Here is a 20,804-nt window from a genome sequence, read left to right as displayed (position 1 = left end):
GTCCTGGCGAAAAAAAACCGTCGCGAGACGGTTTTTTTACGCGCTCTTCAAATGGACCAGATAGTTAATTTATCGATGTCCACCGAGAACCGATGTGATGTACCGGTCTTCAGGCGAGCGTCGTCGCTGGGAATATCGAATGTCACGCCGCTGACTTTCAGTCGTGCGTACCGATCTCCGCGCCGCAGTTCGATACCTTCGACCGTACCCTGGAACGGACCTTCCTCAGACGGCATGATCGCAAGCGCCGGCAACCGCCACATCACCGTGTGTCCCGCAGGGATGGCGGTATGACCCGCCATGTCCAAGCGTAACTCGCCACCCAGTTCGACCTTGTTTGCTTCGAGCATGCGGCCTTGCCCGACATTGTGAAGCCCCAGTAATTCCGCCACGCGCATTGAAGCGGGGCGCTCGAAGACATCGCTCACCGGTCCCGCCTGAAGCACACGGCCGTGCTCCAGCAGCAATACTTCGTCGGCGAGCAACGCGGCTTCATCCGGGTCATGCGTGACGATCACCGTGACCGCCGATATCTCGCGCTGCAGTGCCCGCAACGATTGCTGCAGACGGCGGCGGCGCGGGGTATCGAGTGCGGCGAAGGGTTCGTCGAAGAGCAGCAACTGGCTATGCTGCGTGAGTGCGCGAGCAAGTGCGACGCGCTGACGCTGACCGAATGAAAGTTCATGCGGCAAGCGGTGAAGCAGCGTCGAAAGGCCGAGTTGATCGACCCATTGGCGCGCGCTTGCAGCATCTGCGCTTAGTGGAAATGCCAGTTGTTGCGCGACTGTCATATGCGGAAAAAGACCGTAGTCTTGCGGCATATAACCGATCCTGCGCGCTTCGGGCGGCAGGGCATCAAGCTGACTCGCACCCAGCGTCACGGTAGCCACCTGCCCGGCCTCAAGCCCCGCGATGAGGCGCAACGTCAGCGACTTGCCCGACCCCGACGTGCCGATGATCGCAAGACGCCTCGTACGTGGCGCCCATTCAATGTCGAGATCGAAGCTGCCCAGGCGCTTTTTCAACACGATGCTCAGGCGGCGATCGTCCTCTTCTATCAGCGGATGCGCCTGCGTGCTGTCGTCGGCATCATCGCCATTGACGAATTCCGAACTCAACGTAGCGCGGCCTTTGCGGCTGTAGATGGACAACGCTGCACACGCGATGGCAATGGCGAGCGTCGGCAACAGCAACGGCATCATGGCCGGCAAGCCCTGTCCGCCGAACACGACATAGGTATAAACCGGCAGCGAGTACGGGTGATACGCGACCATGACGGTCGCACCGAATTCGCCGAATGCGCGCAGCCACGCCAGCGCCAGTCCGGCGCTGATCGCAGGCCATGCAACCGGCAGCGCGACGCGAAAGAAACGGCTGCCGGCACGATGTCCGAGCGTGGCGGCCACGTCCTCGAACACGGGGTCGACGGCAGCGAATGCGGAGCGTGCGGCGATGATCAGGAACGGCGCCGCGACGAATGTTTCGGCCAGCACGATGCCGGTGAACGAGTCGGTCAGCGCGCCACCTGTTAGTTGTCCGACCCAACTATACGGGCCGAGAAGAAACAGCAGCAAGACGCCGCTGGTGAGTGGCGGCAACGCGAGCGGCAATTGCACGACAAAACCCAGCAACGCCGACTTGCGCGAATTTGACCGCGCGAGCAGATACCCCAGCGGCACGCCGCCCAACAAGATGACGAGCGACGCCACGCTCGCGCTGCCCGCCGATACAGCCACCGCCGACAGCGTGCTCGTCCAGTCGACCCCGTGCCAATCCGCCGCGCCGACCTGCGGGATGCTCGCCAGGAAAGGCGCGCATAAATAGACTGCGAGCAGTGCGGCAAGCCACTGCAGCGGTCGCGCAGCGGTGCGCTTCATTGAGCAGCGTCGATCACAGCCTGGAGGGACGGCGGCATGGCCTGGGCGTTACCGGTGATCGCGGGTTTGATGACGTCGACACCGTGTTCCTTAAGCAGCTCGCGACCCTTCGCGCTGAGCAGGAAGTCGACGAAGCGCGTGGCGCCCACAGAGTTCGGTGCATCGCCAAGAATGGTGAGCGTATAGCTCGCCTTGGCTTGCAATTCAGGCGCGGGACGGATGGACGGAATCTTCAGGTCGGAGGTCTCGGTTGAATAGAAGAAACCGGCGTCCAGTTGCCCGGATTGCAAACGTCCGACCAGCGTTTCTTCAGGCAGGACCTGGTCCGGATTTTCGGCCGCGCCCAACGTCTTCTCGACCAGATCCGGCTGGTGATAAAGATCGGCGGCCTTGGTCACCATCGCGACGGTGAAGGCGCCCTTCGGGTCCAGTTTCGGATCGGTCCGGCCAATGCGGATACCCGGTTCCTGCAAGACCTTGTCCCAGCGCTTTGTCTTGAAGTCGGCTGCAAATTTACTGCGCGGGTTATAGCCGATCATCAGCGGCGATTCCGCGAACGTGACATACCACGTCACATGGTCGCCGTTGGCCGCACCCATCAAGCCCGTGTTGACCTTCGGGCTCGCGCTGATGAACACGTCACCGCGGCGCAGCTTGCCCTTGATCTCGTTGGCGATCTTGTTCGAACCCGCCGCGTAGCCCTGGAAATGCAGGCCGGTTTCTTTTTCAAAAGCAGGGCCAACGCTACGCTCCATCAAATTGACGAGCGAGCCGGCATACAGCACGTTTACGGCGTTTTCATCCGCCATGGCGGCATGGCTCAAGAACGCACTGGCCATGACCGCAACCGACACCATCACCTTACGGATCATCTGATTCTCCACGTTGATAAAGAGCGTAATAAAGGCCGCTATATTACGCTGAGACTCAAGTTGTTCGCTAACGCCATCGACATGTTTTCCGCGACTTTTCGTCTCAAAGGGGCAGCATGGTGCGGTTACACTGGTAGCCTGCCTGCACTGCAGGTGACCATAGCAACGTGCGTCCTCAGATCTGCGTGATCCACGCCTTCACGGGACGCCGCAATCGGAGATGAATATGCGAACAAGTGCCCGAAATCAATTTGTCGGTGAAGTGGTGGACGTCAAGCACGGCGCAGTCAATGACGAGATCTTGCTGCGCGCCAATGACGGCCTGGAGATTGTCGCGGTGATCACGCATGGCAGCGCGGCATCGCTCGGACTGGCCGCCGGTAAAGCTGCGTTTGCGCTGGTCAAGGCATCGTCGGTCATCGTGATGGTTGACGTGGCGGACAGCCAGGTATCGGCGAGGAACTGCTTTGCCGGCACGGTGTCGGCCGTGACCACGGGCGCCGTCAACAGCGAAGTCATTATTACGGTTGCGGGCGGCGCGCAGATTGCCGCTATTGTCACGAACGAAAGCGCGCAACGGCTGGCGCTCGCCAGCGGCAAAGCGGCCACGGCGATCTTCAAGGCCTCGAGCGTGATTATCGGCGTGGACGACTAGCCTTCTCGCTTGGGCGCGCCACGTCAATTCCTCGGTTCGTCAGTTCAGTGGAATGGCGCGCAGGGTACTGCCGCTGTCGGCGGATTTCGGCCGGTCTATGACGTACAGCACGTGATGCTCCGGGTCGATAGCAACCCCGCGGGCATCCTCGAAACCGCTTGCGATGACGGCAACCGATTCATCGGGGCTTATCCTGCAGACCGCCGTCGAGTTGCATTTTGTATAGAGCGTGCCGTTTGAATCGATGGTCAACAGGTCAGGTCCGTTGATCTTGATCACCGATGTGCTCAGGCCGCCGGCCTGGGCATGATTAACCAGTCCGGCCAGACTGGTCTTCAGGATCATGTTGTCAGCCTGATCCGATATAAAAACGGCGTCGCCTTGTACGGCTATGCCGACGGGTTTCGCCAATCCAGTCAACAGGTTGTGTTCCGACGCTGCGTGGGTTGAAACATCGTAAGTAATCAGGCTGAGGCCGCCCGTTGCCGGGGCATTGCCGTTCTTGACGAACCAGGTCGAGAGTATTTTTCCCGTCCCTATGGCAGCAAGTCCCAACCGCCGCCGCATTGGATCGGTGCCTGACAGCGGGGAGACGGACCCGTTTGGGCCAATGTCGAACACCGCGCCCGCCGTGCCGAATCCGAATCGTCCGACCAGTAGCGAACCGGTATCCGCGATGCTCACCTGGCTTAGCGCATTCCCTTGGTCCGCGATCACGGGAAGGGCGGTAAACGGTTGAAACGTCTTGCCATCAGCCGATGAAAGCACGCTGTTGGTTTTATCGTCCGTGATGAAGATCGTGCCATCGGCTGGACGGATCGCTATGCCATTGGCCCGCGCATCCAGGGTGACGCGTTGGGGCGCGCTTACGATTGGCGCCGAACTGCAACCGGATAGCGCGATCACCGCAGCGGCGGTCAAGGCGTTGGCGAGTGTTAGCGCGTCGCGGGTCAGACGCTGGGGGCATCGCTGAGAGAAATGCGAAGAAACCATCGTATTTTCCTTGGGGCGCGGGGATCGAAGGCCACCAATATATCGCTTAGTGCCGTGCTGGCGCGCATATGCGCGAATGGATATGCTGCCTATGGTTCGCGCACTGACTTGCTGGTTGCGGCAGCAGCGTAATATTCGCGTGGATATAATGCCGGACAAGCCGTCTGAATTCGGCCCCTGGAGGATGAGAAAATGAGTGATGCGAGTGATGTCCATTCCCACGCAGTCGCGCTCGAAACCACTGCGAAAGCCGTCATATCGCTTGAAGGGGATTTCCTGCGGCCGTTGATCGTCGATCTGGCGGAATTCAGGGAGCAACCTAATGTCGTTGCCGATCCATTCGATCTGCGTTGTTACACGACGAACCGGTTTATTCGCAGTGTCGATACCTATCGCGGGGTGTTGCTGAAAGACCTGATCATGAAAGCCGGACTGCGGCCCGAGCCTAAGGGCGAGTTCAAGCGCACCGTGTTCATTGCGGTCGCGCACGATGGCTACGCGGTCACCTTCTCATGGCACGAATTGTTTAATACGCCCGTGGGTGAGCGTGTCATCGTCGCGCATGAATGCGGAGACCGCGCGCTCAGCGCTGAGGACGGCGTACCCATTTTGTTCTCGGGCGCGGATATTCTTCCCGCCCCCCGTCACGTGAAGCGCCTTGTGCGGATCGTGGCGCGAGTCTTGACGGCCTGATTTGACGGCCTAACCAGACCGTCTGATATCGGGCGAACGTCTGAAGCCCGATGCGGCAAGCGCTTCCTGCAGCGCTTGCCGATCCGAAACCAGAATCAGAACTTGTGACGCAAGCCAATGCGGGCTGCGACCTGATTGTTCGCGCCGGTGCCTGAGTTACCGAGGAAGCTCGAGCTTGATCCAATTTCAGCCTGCACCGGAACGTTGCGGCCATTGACCGTATTGCTGCCCGACGCCTTCTGGTAAATCACGAGGCCGTAGACATCGGTCCGCTTCGACAGCGCGTAGTCGAGCATGCTGCTGACCTGATGCCATTTGCCCTCGAAATGGTCGTCAAGCTTCGAGAACGTATAGCCCAGGCCGGCGCTCAACGCGGGCGTAAACGCATACTTGCCGCCCAGTTCGTAGTTGTTCAGCTTCGACTCGGCGCCTGTGATTGGATCGAACGTCGTATGGGTCCAGTTGCCCCAGATCGTGCCCGCGCCAATGGCATAACGCGCGCCCACGCCAAACGTTTCGAGGTCGCGCAGTCCGCCGGTATTCACGTTCGCGATGCTGACGCTGAACGCGGGCGTCGCGCCATTCGGGAAGCGAATGTTGGTGTAAGCGGTGCCGATACTGAACGGCCCTTGCGCGTAATTCACGCCCGCGCTGACCGTGCTCGACGACCCTTGCGTGGTCGTGCCGCCGGCGGTGGTAGTGGGCGAACCGGCGAACGAACCGGCTTGATTCGAGAAGCCGTACATCGCGCCGAAGGTCAGGCCCGCGAAGTTGGCGCTGCTGAACTTGACCGCGTTATTGATCCGGCTTGACGTGAGTTGATCCAGGTCGTTGATGTGATACGCGTAGTTACCCGCGGGCGTCTGGCCGCCCATCGTGTAGTTGCCGCCGAGATAGTCGGTCGAGAACGAGTACTGGCGGCCGAGCGTGACCGAGCCCAGGCCCTTCTTAGCGATACCCACATACGCCTGGCGGCCGAACAACGCGCCGCCTTGGCCGAGTGTGCCGTCGCCCGAACTGAAGCCGCTCTCAAGGGTGAAGAGGGCTTGCAGGCCGCCACCCAGGTCCTCCACGCCGCGCAGGCCCCAACGGCTGCCCTGGGCTACGCCGTCGCCGTATTTGAACAGGTTGTCGTGTCCCGTCGAGGTAGCGGCGTTACTGACGTAACTCACGCCGGCGTCGATCAAGCCGTATAGCGTTACGCTGCTTTGTGCATGCGCGATTACCCCGAAACTGCTCAATGCCGCCGCCGCCACGATCTTCTTTTTCATCGCTATTCCTGTTTTAGTTTGAGTTGTCGCCGTTTGTGATCCATGCCATGCCCACGTGTTGCCTGAGATGAATCGAGCCTCGAAGCGAGTCTCGATGCGATCCTTGCAGTGAGCCTTGCGAAATATCGGCAGGAATATAACGATTAGTGGGGATTTGGTAAACGGGATATTGGGTATTTGTATGGTTGGCGAGACACAGGCTTGACTCCGGGATGCGCGTGGCATACTGGTTTTGAGTCGACCACTTCCTGTGGCATCCGCGATCAGCTATATCCTCACTACCTGGCAATGACACATTTGCTCGTGACGCGCGCCCAGTTGCTGGCCGCCTCGGCCGCGCCCAACGCCCCTGGCACCGCTTTGCTCGCCACCTTGCTTGCCGCGCACGATGACCCTTCTCTGCTGGGGTTATCGCCGGGACAATTCGCCTTGCTGTATGGCCGGCACTTTGGCGCAATGCAACCACCGGTGGCGGGCTTGGCCATCCGTTCAGAAGAGCAGGCCGGGTTCGTTAGCGCGCTGGTGGCCTTCCTGCTGAGTCATGTGCGGGCGAGTGGCGCCTCCGAAATGGCCGACGCGGAATGCCTCGCCGCGATCATCGCCCATGCGTGCTTGCGGCCGGACCATCTGTGGCGCGATCTCGGATTAAGCGGACGCGATGAAGTCACCGACATGCTCAGCCAGTATTTCCCGGCGCTGGTGGCGCGAAATGTCGACGGAACGCGCTGGAAAAAATTCCTCGCGCGAGAACTTGCGCTGTCGCTCGGACGGGTGCCGCAGCCGGCGCCAGGGTGTCCGGGCTGCGAAGATTTCGGTTTTTGTTTCGGCGGAAAATCGAGGAGCCTCGCTTGAGCACCACGTTTAAGCACGACGTTTAAGCACGACGTTTAAGCACCACGCCCGAGCACCGCGGCATCCTGAAGCACCGGCAGCCTCGTGTATGCTTTCGCGCATGGCCAAATCCGTGAAAGATCCAGCGACTCCTTCCTTATCCCGTGAGCCCGAGGTGCGTTTTCGCATGCGCATTCGCCAGGCTGACGCCGTGGCAATTGGCCCGGGGAAAATTGATTTGCTCGAGGCGGTGCATGAGCATGGTTCCATCTCGGCTGCCGCGCGCAGCCTGGGGATGTCGTACCGGCGGGCATGGTTGCTCATCGACGAACTGAACCGCACGCTCAAAGCGCCCGCAACGTCTTCGGAAACGGGAGGTTCATCGGGCGGCGGTTGCGTGCTGACGCCGGTTGGTGAAAAGATCGTGCGGCTTTATCGCGAGATTGAAGCGGAAGCGGCCAAGACCTGTGCGCCGCAAATTTCCGCGCTGACCCGGCTTATGAAGCGCTGATCGTAGCAAACGCTACGGCAAGCGTGAGGCTCAAGGGCTTAGCCGTGCCGCAGGCAAAACCGCGACGTCGGTGGCGTATTACCAGATTGGCCGGATTGCCCGGATTGGCCCAGCCGCGTCATCAATTCCACAAAACTCGCGACGCTCGCGGTCCTTAGCGGGTGATAGTCGACCTGATGACGGTCGCATACGCGCTTGAGCAGGTTCATGGAGTCGTGGTCGATGCAGTCGACCGGAAACACGACAATGTCCGCTCGCGGCAGCGCGGCAGCGAACATGCCCTTGCGGTCTTCTATGCCGCCATCGTGGACGATAAAATCGCCTCCCGCTGACTCGACCAGTTGCCTCAGTGCGGCGTTCGAACCGGGTCGGCCGCCCACATAAACCACGCGCTTGCCGCTCAGGTTGACAAGCTCCTCGGCCTTTGAGCCGGCCTCGCTTCCCTGAGCCACCAGCGCTTGTTCTAGTGCGTTGCATTCGGCCTGGACCACGTTGAGCATTGCAATGGCATCGTCCAGCCGCTGGCTTAAGCTCTGCGCATGGCGCTGCTCGTCAAGCGCGCGTTGCTCGGCGGTTTCCCTGCGGCTTGTGTGAATCGCGAGCCGTTCATCGCGTGCAGCCAACGCCTCGCGCAGCGCCCGGACCTCAGCCTCCAGACCCCCTTCGGAAACGTCCGGCTTGCGCACGGCCTTCGCTGACAACTCGGTCACATGCGCGCTCAATTGGCGCAGCGACGCGTCGCGTTCTGTCGTCAATTCGTGCAGCTTGTCTTGCTGCCGTTCGATCTTGTCCTTGAGCGCCGCATTGTCTTCTTCGAGCGCAACCAGGCGGCGGATGTCGGCCCGGTTGGCCGCACCCACCAGATGGGACAACATATGCAGGTCGCCGAACGCAGCCTGACGCACGCTCATGACGGCTTCCGGATGGGTCATCAACGCCCAGTACGCCGGCGGGATATCGCCGCTCTTGAGCGCGTCTTTCCACAGCGCCAGCAGGGCTTCAGGATCTTTTGCCGAGTCGAAGCGGCGCACGGCACCCGAGTAACGCGCATCGAGCGCCTTCTGCAACGCCTTGGCGCCCGCGCCGCCGTCTATCGCAAGTTCCACTGCGGCGTGATGAATCTCCAGATCCGTCGCATGTTGCCGGTCGAGATCCGTGAACTTCGGCACGAGTTTTCTAAGCTCGTTCGTGCTCAGGCATGTGCCGATCACCGAGCAATGCAAATGCGAATCCAGATCTGACAGCCGCGCCCGGCGGTGCGGACTGCGAAGCTGCGCGTCGGTAGGCGTGCAGCAGGCATCCGCCGCGCCGGTCTGTGCGCCGGCATAAGCACCCGCGGCGCTGGTCGATTCGATGGACGGCGTGCGGGCAAGGCGGAAGGGGGGAACGGATTGCACATTCACCTCGAATCGATCTGGAAGTCAAACGTGGATGTCAAACGGCTGAACAGACAACGGCCTTTAGCCTGCTCGATGAACGGATATCGAAATATACCATTGAATATAACGGTACGAATCTGGACGGCTGTTTCGACGAAATCAATGGTTTTTGCTTACAGGATGCGGTTGTTCAAACAGACACGCCGTTGCTCGCACGGTCTCGATAGTGCCGCTCAAGCACGTGCTCTACGCATAAGCCGACAAACGTGGCGTCCAGGCGTTCGAGGTTTCGCGCAACCTGCTGAAGACCGTTGGTGCCGTTGCCGGGCGCGGCCAGGAATACCTGATCCCGCTGCTGCTCCGCCGTCCTGGCGGTTTCGATGGCAAACGTCAGGTCGTCGAGGCGGCCGAAATCGAGCGCGCGGGCGTGATCTTCAAGGGACGACAAAAGGTCGCCGAGCGGCTGGCCGGTCGTGAATTCGAGGGAGCGGGCATTACCGCGGATGTCTTCGAGCATGAGGACAAAACGGGCGACGCTTGCGCGCAGGTTCCGGAATGCATCGACCACTTCCCTGATCGCTTCCGTGCGCTCGGGATTGCGCGCCGAGTTGAGCGGCGTGATCGCGACCGACAGGTCGCGGCGCAGCGGGATCGAAACGGGAGCGCGGGGTGTGGTTGCCTTTTGCCCGGACATGGGTAAATCCTCGAGATGCATGATTGGACCGGTTTGTTTGCGTCGGCTAGATGAATTACCGGGATCAAAAGAATAGTACCGTGATATTTTATAGAATATAACGAATGCCTGTTTTTTGCTTTATGGATAAGCCGGCACTTGGACGGTTTTGAGGCTTTGGATGGTGCGCAGGCGGGCTGCTTTATGTTCAGGCGGCAACGCGCTAGGTGACGTAAACGGCGCCAGGACAGGCTCGTTTTTCGGGCGGACGGATCAGGTGGGGCGGGGTCGTTCAGTGTTGATCAGGAACAAAACAGCGCTTCGGGAAAAACTCGATTTAGAACGTCGGCAAAACCGGCCGGGTTTCAATCGAGCGCTTGATCAACGCTTCCACCGCGAGACGTTCGTCGCCTGCCAGCGGCAAGCGCGGCGGCCGGACCGGTTCGGTGCCCAGACCAACCATGGCTTCGGCCAGCTTGATGTTCTGCACCAGCTTGGCCGAGACGTCGAGCGCAAGCAGCGGCGCGAACCATCGGTAGATCGTGCGGGCTTCTTCCAGACGGCCAGCCTTGAGCAGCTTGAAGATGGCCACGGTCTCCTCGGGAAAGGCGCAAACGAGTCCCGCAACCCAGCCGTGCGCGCCCATCAGGCAGGCTTCCATCGCGAGGTTATCGACGCCGCAAAAGAGCGCGTAGCGGTCACCGACCGCGTTGATGAGGTCCGTGAAGCGGCGTACATCGCCGGCCGATTCCTTGATCGCAACGAGCTTCTTTTCATCGGCGAGTTCGGCGAACATTTCCGGTGTCACATCAACGCCGTACGCGAGCGGGTTGTTGTAGACCATGATCGGCAAGGGACTCGCGCTGGCGACCACGCGGAAGTGGTTGAGCGTTTCGCGGCGGTCCGACAGATACCGCAAACCCGGCAGCACCATGTAGCCGGCCGCGCCGTGCTTGACGCCGAGTTCGGCCTGGCGGCAGCCGTCGAGCGTGCTGTTTTCCGCAATCGTCAGCAATACGGGCACGCGTCCCTGGGCGGCATCGACGCCGATATCGAGCACGTCCAGCTTTTCGTCGAGCGAGAGCGTCGACGCTTCGCCAAGCGATCCGCAGACGATAATGCCGTCGACCCCGGCCGCGATCTGCGCCTCGATATTCTTCTTCGTCCAAGCACGGTCTATGCTGAAATCTGCATTGAACTTGGTCGTGACGGCGGGCATCACGCCTTCCCAGATATGCGCCATGGTGGCTCTCCTAAAAGTAATCGATTGAGTGCAGTCTAAGCATTGCAGAATGGGCCGTCTTGCATGTTGCGCGCAATAACGATGCCGATTTCGGCACAACTGCGATCTCCTGACCTTCGCAGGTATCACCCTTGCCCGCAGCGGAATCAGGCCGAGAGCGTGGTTGATTCAAGGGCTTTGAGGTTCACCAAAAGACCGTGGTCTATGCCGAAATCGGCATCAAATTCGCTGAGCGTCGCCAAGACGGATCACCTCCTGATTTCTACGATGTCAGCATGAAAATCCTACACTTCATCGATTCCCATACGGGCGGCGAACCCACTCGCCTTGTTACGTCAGGCGGACCGGATCTGGGCGGTGGCACCTTGACCGAGCGCCTGGAAAACCTTCGCACGAAACACGACGACTGGCGGGCGGGCGTAGTCACTGAACCGCGAGGCTCTGACGTGATCGTGGGGGCATTGTTGTGCGAGCCGGACGACCCCTCGTGTGCGGCGGCCGTCATCTTCTTCAATAACGTCGGGTATCTCGGCATGTGCGGCCACGGCACGATCGGGCTGATCGTGTCTCTGGCTCACCTGGGGAAGATTCAGCCGGGTTCGCACCGGATCCAGACGCCCGCGGGTTTTGTCGAAGCCACGCTGCATCAGGATGGCAGCGTGAGCGTACGCAACGTACCGGCATATCGATACCGGCAAGCGGTCCGCGTGAATGTGGACGGCGTCGGGCCACTGACGGGCGATATCGCCTGGGGCGGCAACTGGTTTTTTCTCATCGCCGATCACGGCCAGGATCTCGTTGCAACGAACCTGACCCGGCTGACGGCTGTCACCAATGCCATTCGTGAGGCGTTGCAGGCGCAAGGCATTACCGGTGCCGACGGTGCGGTGATCGATCACATTGAATTGTTCGCGGACTCGCCGCATGCGGGGATCGACAGCCGCAACTTCGTACTGTGTCCCGGCAGCGCCTACGACCGTTCGCCGTGCGGCACAGGCACAAGCGCGAAAGTCGCCTGTCTCGCCGCCGACCATAAACTGGCCGAAGGCGAGGTGTGGCGGCAGGAAAGTATCATTGGCAGCGTGTTCGAAGCAAGCTACCGATGCTCGGACGAACTCGCGGGCCGGGGAGTAATTCCGACCATCACTGGACACGCGCACATCATGGCCGAAGGCCGACTCTGCTTCGACAGCACAGACCCGTTCGCCTGGGGTATCCCGGCGGCCTGAGCGCCGAACCGGGACGTTGTTAGTCCCGGTAGGTGCAACGCGCCCCCCGCGCATTTTTCCGCTGATCCCCGCCAAGTATCCCTGTCGTCAACACCAATTTTGACGGACGCCTCTCGCCTCTATAATCGGGCGCAGCGCGGTGCGCGCCCATACCACGTGACCTACGTGGCATGGGCGGCACGTGCGGACCCCGACGACGCCAGCGAGACGCGAATGACCATTACGACGGACCGTCCGGCGCATGCTGAACCCGAACACGGCGCCGCTCCCCCCGCCTTGCACGCAACACTGCAGGCACCCGCCGGCGCTGCCACGCTTGAGGCCATGCTGCAGCATTTCAGGCTGCTGGAACCGGTCTTCGACGCGATGCCCGATATCGTTTTCTTCGTAAAGGATGCGCAGGCGCGTTACGCCCTGGTGAACCGTGCTCTGGCTTCGCGCTGCGGCTTGAAGGACAAGCTGGGACTGCTCGGCAAGACCGCCGAAGAAGTTTTCCCGCAACGCTTTGGCCGCATTTATACGGCGCAGGACCAGTCGATCATCGCGCAAGGCAACCCGATGATCGACCAGCTCGAACTGCATCTCTACCCGGCGCGCCAGCCGGGTTGGTGCATGACGTCCAAGCAACCCCTCCACGATGCACACGGCACGGTCGTCGGTCTCGCCGGCATCTCGCGCGACTTGCAGGCGGACGAGGGGACGCATCCGGCTTACAGCCGGCTCGCCGCTGTTGTCCAGCATATCCAGAGCAACTTCGTCCAGCCGCTGAACATGCCGCATCTCGCGGCGATGGCGAACATGTCGATTGCCCAGCTCGAGCGTTATTTCCACAAGGTCTTTCATCTGACGCCGCGTCAGGTGTTGCTCAAGACGCGGCTCGATGCGGCTACGGCGCTGCTGTTCACGCACGACAAAGTGACCGACGTAGCGGCGTTATGCGGCTACACCGACCACAGTGCGTTCACGCGGCAATTCAAGGCGACCGTGGGCCTGACGCCGACCGAATATCGCGCGCTGTTGCGCTCGCATCAAGTCGTGGCCCATCCGGCGACGCATGCCGCAGGAAAACTTTCACTGTGATATTGGCGTTATTAGTCTGAACTTTCAAAACGGCGCGCTGGGTAAAAAGCCGGGTAAAAAATTACCCGTGTGGTGGCAAATGCTGGCCAGCACTCGGCCGATATAAGTCTTCGCGCGGAGCAACCCCGAACCTATTAGGGTTTGCGCGAAGCCGTACACAGAGGGACTTTCGCCGTTGTTCCTCATGCTGTTTCTGCGCTCGGTCTGTTTTTTGCTGCAAGTGTGGTCGACCATGCAATGGGGCATACTCCGCCCGTTGAAATTTACTCCGCGCGACGTTCGACACCGGCGCGCGCGGCAGATCACACGGTGCCGCATGGATCTCATGCCGTCGTGCCGCAAGGTCCGCAGTGAGTGAGACGCGAGAGCCGCGACATTGGCACCGGAATCCTGTTTGGGCTGTTAGAAAAGATAATGATGAATGAAGTAGCGAGACTGGGGCATACCAGGATTGTGCTGATCGAAGATGACCTGGAGAGCAGGGAGTCACTGCGAATGCTGCTGGAGGAAGAAGGCGCGGAAGTCGTCGCCGTGGCGGACGCGGAAGAGGGCGCCGAGACGGTAATCCGGGAGTTGCCCGATGCGGTCATCTGCGACATCGACCTGCCGATGATGGATGGTTTCTACCTGATCCAGCGCCTGCGCGATCATGAGATTCGAGGCAATCTGACGCCATCGATAGCGATTGCCCTGACAGGCCACGACGGCGACGAATACCGCTTGCGAAGCATCGGCGAAGGCTTCCAGCACTTCATGATGAAACCTGCGCATCCCGATGCGCTCGTGAAGCTGATTCAGCAGTCCCTTAGCGCGCGCGTACTGTCCTAGCTGGCGTTGCCTGTAGCGGCCGCCAAGACACGCAGGACGTTTGAGCCCTGCGTGCCGGTGACGCTGGATGACGGTCCTATGACCGGTCGCGGCTGCGCGCGCGGGTGGCGCCGGTAATGACTGCAATACCCAGCAGAATCACGTCGACAATCATGATGGTATGTTGCGATACATGCATGGCGACCAGCGCCCATGACACGCCGCCGATCAGGATCAGCCAGCCCAACAGATAAATAACCAGGGTCATTGAATTGTCCTTTTGCGTTGTTTTGATCAGGGAGCAGCGGGGAACGGCAACTCACGTTCGATCATGCCCGTTGCACAAAGCGGGCCTCAACCCATGAATTTGACACAAAACCGAGGATAACCTCGGTGTGAATACGAACGCCCGTACGCGGCCATGTTGTATTCTTGGCGCGTTTGCGTCCGGACTTCAACCCCGGACTCCAACTCCGGATTTAAACCCCTACGGCAATCTTCCATGCTTATCGTTCACCACCTCAACAATTCTCGTTCACAACGCGTGCTCTGGATGCTGGAAGAATTGGGCGTCGACTACGAAATCAAGCGTTATCAGCGCGATCCCAACACCATGCTCGCGCCGCCTGAGTTGCGCGCCGTGCATCCGCTGGGCAAGTCGCCGGTCATCACGGACGATGGCCAGACGATCGCCGAGTCCGGCGCGATCATCGAGTACCTGAACGAGCGTTATGGACAAGGGCGTTTCGCGCCTGCGCACGGGACCACGCCGGAGCGCCTTCGCTATAACTACTGGATGCACTACGCCGAAGGTTCCGCCATGCCGCCGCTGTTGCTCAAGCTGGTGGCGCTGCGCATTGGCAGCGCGCCCATGCCGTTTTTCGTCAAGCCTATCGCGCGCCGGATCGCGCAGACTATGCAGGACAGTTTCATCGATCCGCAATTGAAACTGCACTTCGGCTTCATCGAGAGCGAGCTGTCGAAGTCCGAATGGTTCGCCGGCGATTCCTTCAGCGCCGCCGACGTGCAAATGAGCTTCCCGCTTGAAGCCGGAATCCAGCGTGCGGGTGCGAAGAAGCTGCCCCACGTAGCGGCTTTCGTGAAGCGGATTCACGAGCGTCCGGCCTATCAGCGCGCGTTGCAGCGTGGCGGAAAATACGATTTCGCAGACTGACCCAGGACCAGACCCAGGACGCGACCCGAGACAGCCCTGCGGCTTGCGTACAATGGCCGCTGGCTCCCGGAATCCTGCTTGAATCAGGCCTTTCCGGCGCGTGTACGCATACACGCATTTACACGCATTCACACGCACTTAGGCGCGAAGGCGAAGCATGGCTCGAATCGTCCCCGACGACTGGAAGAATATGGAAGCGACCGGCGCTGCCGTGCGTGAACTCGACACGCTGGCGCTCCTCGCAAAACTCCCCGATGACTACACCGTGTATCACGGCGTTCACTGGACCCGCATCAACGAAGGTTTTTCGGTGTTCGGCGAAGCGGACTTCGTGGTGGTCGCGCCGTCGGGCCGGGTGCTGGTCATCGAACAGAAGGCGGGGTTCCTGCGCGAGACGCCCGCGGGCCTGATGAAGGTCTACATGCAGAAAGAGCGCAACGTCGCCATCCAGCTTGCACGGACGCTCGAGAACCTGCACCGCCGCTTCACGGCCGCATTCGGCGCGGGCACGTACCGGATTGAAGAGCTGCTGTATTGCCCCGACTACACGGTGAAGGATGCGTCCATTGCAGGCGTGCCTGAAGCACGCATTGTCGATGCCAGCCGCAAGGGGAAGCTGCCGTCGGTCGTGCTGGATATCCTGCCACCGAATGAGCCGCGTTTCGAAGCGTCGGCGCGGATCCATCATTTTCTCTCCGACGAACTCGCCCTCACGCCTGATACCAACGCGCTGGTCGGTCAGGCCGACATGCTCGTTACCCGGCTCTCGGGAGGGCTCGCCACGTGGGCGCGCCGGCTCGAATTCCAGCCGTTCAGGCTGCGCGTGATTGGTACGGCCGGCTCGGGCAAGACGCAACTGGCGGTGCAGGTCATGCGCGACTCAGTGGCGAAGGGCCGCAGCGTGCTGTACGTGTGTTTCAACCGGCCGCTCGCCGATCACATCCGCCTGGTCGCGCCGCCCGAAGCGCGCATTGCCAACTATCACCAGCTCAGCGCAAGCGTGACGCGCGATGCCGGTACCCCGCCGGACTTCAGCCAGCCGAACGTATTCGCTACGCTGGAGGAGCGTTTCGCAAACGTCGAGATTGCGGAGCACTGGAAGTTCGACGTGTTGATTATCGACGAGGGCCAGGATTTTCAGGCGGCCTGGGTGGACGCGCTGGCTCGTTTGCTGAAACCAGACGGCGCATGGTGGTGGCTCGAAGATCCCATGCAGAACCTGTATTTCCGCGACCCGGTGCCGCTGCCTGGCTGGACCACGTTGCGCGAGACCACCAACTATCGCAGTCCGCGCGACTTGCTGGCGTACATCCGGCGGATCGTCGGACGCGACGTCCGGCTCGATGCGGGCAGTCCGTTCGATGGTTCCGAAGTCAGTCTCTCCACTTACGAAAACGGCCACCCCGACGAAGTCATCGAGGCAACCAAGCGGGCGATTACCCAGGCGCTGGCACTTGGCTACCGGAAGCAGGACATCGCGGTATTGTCCTTTCGCGGACGTGAAGGCTCGGTGCTGACGTCGGTCGACCAGCTCGGGCCGCATCGCTTGCGCAGCTTCACGGGCAGTTACGATTTGTTCGGGAATCCGGAATATCGGGAAGGTGACGTGCTGCTCGAATCGATCTACCGGTTCAAGGGACAGTCGGCGCCGTGCGTGATCCTGACTGAAGTCGACTTCGACACATTCGACGAACAGGTCGCGCGCAAGTTTTTTGTGGGCGCGACGCGTGCCACCATGAAGTTGATCGTGGTGGCGTCCGAACGTGCGGCGCACGCTTTCGACGAACAGCATTGACCGCCGCCATGACACAACCGCGAGTCTTGAGAACGCTCGCGCCTTCGCGGCTTGCCTTGGTGCTGCTCGCCTTGTTGCCGCTTGCCGCGAGCGCGGCTCCGTTGACGCTGGACGTGCAGGGCCTGATCGGGCGCACCAACGACCCGGACCATAGCGTCTATCACATCAGCGAAGCCGAATTGCTGAAGCTGCCGGTCCATACAATTACCACCTCGACCACCTGGACGCCAAAGTCCACTTTCGCCGGGCCGCTGCTGGGTGACGTGCTGAAGCTCGTGGACGCACAGGCCGACGGCATCGAACTGCGCACGATCGACGACTATTCATACACGGTGAGCGCCAAGGAAGCCGAGCGCTACGGCGCGATTCTGGCCTACAGCAAAAATGGTGTGCGCCTCACTGTCAGCAACTTTGGTCCATTGTTCCTGATCTATCCGCGCGACGCGTATCCGTCCGAGTTGAGTGGTTCGGCCGCGGAGGCGAAGTTCGTGTGGCAGATCAAAGCGATGGTGGTGAAATGATCCGTGGGCCGTTTCGCCGCTTCAAGATCGCGATGCTGGTTGCGGCAGCCATTGCGCCGCCGCTCGGCGGTGTGGGCTACGTGCTGTATTCGGTCCTGCTGGCGAACCAGACCACGCAGCAACTTACCCTGCCGTACGACGGTTTCTACTGGGACGGTGCGCAATTCCAGATTGCGTATGGCCGCTTTGCGAACCAGATCCTGTTGTATCGCAGCGGGATCGACGCCGATACTGACGAGATCCAGCTCCGGTTCGAGGTGCTTGAATCGAAGCTTGCCATTGTCACCGCTTCTACCGCCATGCTCTCCGATCGTGGCACCTTGCGAGGCCGCCAACAGGAAATCCTGCGGCAACTGGAAGCGGCGCTCGAGTCCATCGAACCCGATATTGATTCGTTGCACGGGGACCCTGGACGCACGCTGAAGATCATTGGCGTATTGCGGCAGAACCAGGATGCAGTCAACGAACTGGCGAACGGACGCCGCGTGGTCGACGTGGCGGAGCGAGATTACATTGCGCGTGATTTCGTTTCGAAGCGGCGTTATCTGTTCGCAGCGGGCATGCTGCTCGCGCTGCTTTCCATGGTCGCCACCGCCATGCTGCTGCTCAACGGCTACCGGCGTTCGCGGCTGATTCACCAGCAACGCGCGGCGCTCGAAGCACAACATCAGGCCACCCGCGCGGCGCGAGAAGCATCGCAGGCGAAGGACGCGTTTCTCGGCATGATCAGCCATGAATTGCGCACGCCGTTGCATGCCATTGTGTCATCGGTGGAACTGCTTGAACTGAACCTGCATAGTGAAAGCGATCGCAAGATCATCCAGCGTCTCGAAACTGGTGCACGCCATCTTGAGGCACAGATGCGCGACCTGACCGACTTCGCGAGGCTCGGCGCCGGCAAGCTTGAATTGCGGCTGACTGTATTCGATCCCATGGAACTGCTTGACTCCATCGTGGACGCGAATACACCGGCGGCCGTGGCGAAGGGCCTGGCGTTGCGCGGGCAGTTCGCGGGCGAGGCGGGTCTGGTGGAATCGGACCAGCACCGGCTGCGTCAGATCGTGACCAACCTGGTGACGAACGCGATCAAGTACACCGACTCCGGTTCAATCGATGTGCGTTTCGAACGCTCGCTTGAACGGCTTGATATCTCTGTCATTGATACGGGTCCCGGGATCGCGCGCGAACAGTTGCCGCTGATCTTCAAGGAATTCACGCAACTCGATTCATCGACTACCCGGCGTTTCGATGGCGCCGGCATGGGCCTCGCGGTCGTGCGCGGGCTGGTCGAATTGTTGGGGGGCGTGGTCAACGTGTCGAGTGACGTTGGTCAGGGCGCCGCGTTTCGCGTGAGTTTGCCCGCCGCACCGGTAGCACGAATGCCCGAGCGCGAGCGTGCGCCCGCGGACTTGCCGCCGTTGAAGAAAGCACGCGTGCTGGTCATAGACGACCACGATTCCATCCGCGAATCGCTGACTGAAATGCTGGCGCACCTGGGTTATTCGAGCCTGGCAATGCCCGACGTGGACAGCGCCCTCGCGTGGCTCGAAAACAATCAGGCGGATGTGATCCTTGCCGACCTGCACATGCCGGGCAAGGACGGGTACTCGTTCGTGAATGAGTACCGGGCAAGGCGGGCAGCGGGCGCGAGCTTGCCGGTGATCGCGGTGAGCGCCTATGCGCCGGATCTGGTCGACCCGAGCGCCGCCATCCTGTTCTTCGATTACCTGCTCAAACCCGTGCGCTACGAAGTGCTGAAAAGCGCCTTGGCGCGGGCGTTATCGGCGACACGGCGGATACATTGAGCGGTGCGCGAGGCGTCGATGGGACGCTCATTTGACGCTCAGAGTCAGGTCCGCTGCAAGCGCTTCGACAAGTCGGCCACGAGGATCGCCATGCGCGCCGGTTTCTCGAAGCATGTGACGTTGTAGCGCTGGATGATGTCGCTGATTTCCGACTCGCTCGCCTTGCCGGTCGTCAGTTCGCCCGTCAATACGAAGATGGGCGCATCCGGGTTGTCGGAGTTGCGCACGGCACGAATAGCATCGGCCGACGTATGCGCCCCGAACAGCCAGTCGATCACTACCGCGTCGAACACTTGCGTCTGCAGCGCTTGTGAGAACCCTTCGAGACCGTACAGTGCGACCGCCGTGAAACCGCTACGTTCGAGATAATCGTGGAGGTTATCGGCTGAGGTCTGATCGTCGTCCACGACCGCGATCAGCGGTTTATCCATGTCCGTGCGGCGCGGCTGAATCTCGATCTTGTGGACATCGTGAGCGGCGTGCAGCAGCACGCCCTCGTGCGTTGTCACGAGCCAGCGGCCATTCATGTTTTGCGCGATGAAATCCGGGCGGCTGCCCGGTTCGAGCGCGTCGCCAATCCACGCAACACAGGGAATCTCGATAGCGCCAAGCATAAGGACGGCATCCTGAGCCGTGCCCTCGGTGTCGTCTACGTCGGCGTTCTTCGCGTCGAACAGCTGCAACGCAGGCTCGCCGAACGCGTCGGCCACGCGGCGGATCTGCGCAAGCGTCCATGGGCTGTTGCCCCGTAGCTTTCGATGTCCTTGCGAGAAACTCAAGTCGAGGATGCGACAAAGCTCGGCCGTCTGCTGCCGCTTGCCAATGCCGTGGCGATTCATCAGGTCGCGTACACGCTGGGCGACTGCGAGGGAATCGGAGGATGAGGTTTCAGTGACCATGCTGCTGCTGACCGGTAAAAGCGCGTGGCGGGTTTGAAGGCGGTGAGGCGGATTCGAAACGGAACGGGGGGTATTGTAGGCGTAAGAGAGGACGGGTTTGAAAAACTCTTACGAAGATAAACATCTGTCATGCCGAGGACGGGGCTTGTTACCGGTTGCGAACATATGATCTCGTTCGAGCCGGTAATTGGTTCGCGTCTGGCAAACGTTCTCGTGCATCGGATAGCTGCATGAAGCCGCCCGATGCAACCTGGAACGCTTGACCGATTACTCGGGCCGTTCGATTGCCTGCGTCAATCCTCATTCGATGTGGTACACGCTCTGGGCCGGACCCGTTCCTTTCCTGCTCGCACTACGGCCACCGTGTCAGGCGCGAATGGCAACAAATCGGGTTTCGGATTCTTACCAGATTCCAGAAGTATTGCTCCATCGCAGAGCGAATTATTCGTACGATCGTTCGCATAGATCTTCTCCAGATCCACTAACAGGATCGGAT

20 protein-coding genes are annotated in these 20,804 nt (G+C 60.7%); 11 read left to right on the top strand and 9 right to left on the bottom strand.

Features of this window, described 5'->3' with window-relative positions:
- Positions 1 to 47 precede the first annotated feature (47 nt).
- Together GSQ93_RS13305 and GSQ93_RS13300 are read right to left on the bottom strand one after the other, a co-directional pair.
- Positions 48 to 1,877, bottom strand: a complete 1,830-nt coding sequence (locus GSQ93_RS13305) for an ATP-binding cassette domain-containing protein (RefSeq protein WP_158936153.1) — start codon at positions 1,875 to 1,877, stop codon at positions 48 to 50.
- Entirely contained in the window at positions 1,874 to 2,749 is an 876-nt protein-coding gene (locus GSQ93_RS13300) for an extracellular solute-binding protein (RefSeq protein ID WP_158936152.1), read from the bottom strand. Before GSQ93_RS13300 ends, GSQ93_RS13305 begins: the two co-directional genes overlap by 4 nt.
- Positions 2,750 to 2,975: 226 nt before the next feature.
- Between GSQ93_RS13300 and GSQ93_RS13295 the strand changes: the two genes are divergently transcribed.
- Positions 2,976 to 3,404, top strand: coding sequence for a molybdopterin-binding protein (locus GSQ93_RS13295; RefSeq protein WP_158936151.1), 429 nt, complete (start codon positions 2,976 to 2,978; stop codon positions 3,402 to 3,404).
- Between the two features lie 39 nt (positions 3,405 to 3,443).
- Here GSQ93_RS13295 and GSQ93_RS13290 read toward each other — a convergent pair whose 3' ends face one another.
- Positions 3,444 to 4,397: a hypothetical protein gene (locus GSQ93_RS13290; protein ID WP_158936150.1), complete on the bottom strand. Its 954-nt coding sequence runs from the start codon at positions 4,395 to 4,397 to the stop codon at positions 3,444 to 3,446.
- Positions 4,398 to 4,589: 192 nt separating this feature from the next.
- On the opposite strand from GSQ93_RS13290, the gene GSQ93_RS13285 reads away from it, so the two are divergent.
- Positions 4,590 to 5,090 carry a molybdopterin-dependent oxidoreductase gene (locus GSQ93_RS13285; RefSeq protein WP_158936149.1) on the top strand — a complete coding sequence of 167 codons (501 nt, stop codon included), beginning with the start codon at positions 4,590 to 4,592 and terminating at the stop codon, positions 5,088 to 5,090.
- A gap of 95 nt (positions 5,091 to 5,185) precedes the next feature.
- Here GSQ93_RS13285 and GSQ93_RS13280 read toward each other — a convergent pair whose 3' ends face one another.
- Positions 5,186 to 6,361, bottom strand: a complete 1,176-nt coding sequence (locus tag GSQ93_RS13280) for a porin (RefSeq protein ID WP_158936148.1) — start codon at positions 6,359 to 6,361, stop codon at positions 5,186 to 5,188.
- A gap of 288 nt (positions 6,362 to 6,649) precedes the next feature.
- On the opposite strand from GSQ93_RS13280, the gene GSQ93_RS13275 reads away from it, so the two are divergent.
- Both GSQ93_RS13275 and GSQ93_RS13270 read left to right on the top strand, forming a co-directional pair.
- Positions 6,650 to 7,213: a nitrogen fixation protein NifQ gene (locus GSQ93_RS13275; protein WP_158936147.1), complete on the top strand. Its 564-nt coding sequence runs from the start codon at positions 6,650 to 6,652 to the stop codon at positions 7,211 to 7,213.
- A gap of 88 nt (positions 7,214 to 7,301) precedes the next feature.
- On the top strand, positions 7,302 to 7,703 hold the full coding sequence (locus GSQ93_RS13270) for a winged helix-turn-helix domain-containing protein (RefSeq protein WP_158936146.1): 402 nt from the start codon (positions 7,302 to 7,304) through the stop codon (positions 7,701 to 7,703).
- A gap of 38 nt (positions 7,704 to 7,741) precedes the next feature.
- Here GSQ93_RS13270 and GSQ93_RS13265 read toward each other — a convergent pair whose 3' ends face one another.
- From GSQ93_RS13265 to GSQ93_RS13255, 3 genes are all read right to left on the bottom strand, one after another.
- Positions 7,742 to 9,100 (bottom strand): DUF2325 domain-containing protein, encoded by a 1,359-nt coding sequence (locus tag GSQ93_RS13265; RefSeq protein ID WP_158936145.1) that lies wholly within the window; start codon positions 9,098 to 9,100, stop codon positions 7,742 to 7,744.
- 172 nt (positions 9,101 to 9,272) lie between these two features.
- Complete coding sequence (locus GSQ93_RS13260) at positions 9,273 to 9,776, bottom strand: hypothetical protein (RefSeq protein ID WP_158936144.1); 504 nt, start codon at positions 9,774 to 9,776, stop codon at positions 9,273 to 9,275.
- Positions 9,777 to 10,092: 316 nt separating this feature from the next.
- On the bottom strand, positions 10,093 to 10,998 hold the full coding sequence (locus GSQ93_RS13255; protein WP_158936143.1) for a dihydrodipicolinate synthase family protein: 906 nt from the start codon (positions 10,996 to 10,998) through the stop codon (positions 10,093 to 10,095).
- A 275-nt stretch (positions 10,999 to 11,273) separates the two neighbouring features.
- On the opposite strand from GSQ93_RS13255, the gene GSQ93_RS13250 reads away from it, so the two are divergent.
- The 3 genes from GSQ93_RS13250 (at position 11,274) to GSQ93_RS13240 (ending at position 14,135) form a co-directional block, all read left to right on the top strand.
- Complete coding sequence (locus GSQ93_RS13250; RefSeq protein WP_158936142.1) at positions 11,274 to 12,227, top strand: 4-hydroxyproline epimerase; 954 nt, start codon at positions 11,274 to 11,276, stop codon at positions 12,225 to 12,227.
- 324 nt (positions 12,228 to 12,551) lie between these two features.
- Complete coding sequence (locus GSQ93_RS13245; protein WP_254073868.1) at positions 12,552 to 13,307, top strand: AraC family transcriptional regulator; 756 nt, start codon at positions 12,552 to 12,554, stop codon at positions 13,305 to 13,307.
- 414 nt (positions 13,308 to 13,721) lie between these two features.
- Positions 13,722 to 14,135, top strand: coding sequence for a response regulator (locus tag GSQ93_RS13240; RefSeq protein WP_158936140.1), 414 nt, complete (start codon positions 13,722 to 13,724; stop codon positions 14,133 to 14,135).
- Positions 14,136 to 14,211: 76 nt separating this feature from the next.
- Here GSQ93_RS13240 and GSQ93_RS37610 read toward each other — a convergent pair whose 3' ends face one another.
- Positions 14,212 to 14,382 carry a hypothetical protein gene (locus GSQ93_RS37610; protein ID WP_174254614.1) on the bottom strand — a complete coding sequence of 57 codons (171 nt, stop codon included), beginning with the start codon at positions 14,380 to 14,382 and terminating at the stop codon, positions 14,212 to 14,214.
- A gap of 234 nt (positions 14,383 to 14,616) precedes the next feature.
- Between GSQ93_RS37610 and GSQ93_RS13235 the strand changes: the two genes are divergently transcribed.
- The 4 genes from GSQ93_RS13235 to GSQ93_RS13220 all read left to right on the top strand — a co-directional run bounded on the left by GSQ93_RS13235 (position 14,617) and on the right by GSQ93_RS13220 (position 19,409).
- A complete protein-coding gene (locus GSQ93_RS13235) occupies positions 14,617 to 15,288 on the top strand; it encodes a glutathione S-transferase family protein (protein ID WP_158936139.1) in 672 nt (223 codons plus the stop codon).
- A 157-nt stretch (positions 15,289 to 15,445) separates the two neighbouring features.
- Positions 15,446 to 17,083 (top strand): ATP-binding domain-containing protein, encoded by a 1,638-nt coding sequence (locus GSQ93_RS13230; RefSeq protein ID WP_158936138.1) that lies wholly within the window; start codon positions 15,446 to 15,448, stop codon positions 17,081 to 17,083.
- Between the two features lie 8 nt (positions 17,084 to 17,091).
- Entirely contained in the window at positions 17,092 to 17,604 is a 513-nt protein-coding gene (locus tag GSQ93_RS13225; protein ID WP_158936137.1) for an oxidoreductase, read from the top strand.
- A complete protein-coding gene (locus GSQ93_RS13220; RefSeq protein ID WP_254073865.1) occupies positions 17,574 to 19,409 on the top strand; it encodes an ATP-binding protein in 1,836 nt (611 codons plus the stop codon). The genes GSQ93_RS13225 and GSQ93_RS13220 overlap by 31 nt, the downstream gene beginning before the upstream one ends.
- A 44-nt stretch (positions 19,410 to 19,453) precedes the next feature.
- On the opposite strand, the gene GSQ93_RS13215 is transcribed toward GSQ93_RS13220, so the two are convergent.
- Entirely contained in the window at positions 19,454 to 20,308 is an 855-nt protein-coding gene (locus GSQ93_RS13215) for a helix-turn-helix domain-containing protein (RefSeq protein WP_158936136.1), read from the bottom strand.
- Between the last annotated feature and the right edge of the window lie 496 nt (positions 20,309 to 20,804).

The sequence above is a fragment of the Burkholderia sp. S171 genome (assembly GCF_009766085.1).
Taxonomy (GTDB): Bacteria; Pseudomonadota; Gammaproteobacteria; order Burkholderiales; family Burkholderiaceae; genus Caballeronia.
The sequence above is the reverse complement of the archived record's forward strand: the minus strand, read 5'-3'. Positions and strand labels throughout refer to the sequence as shown.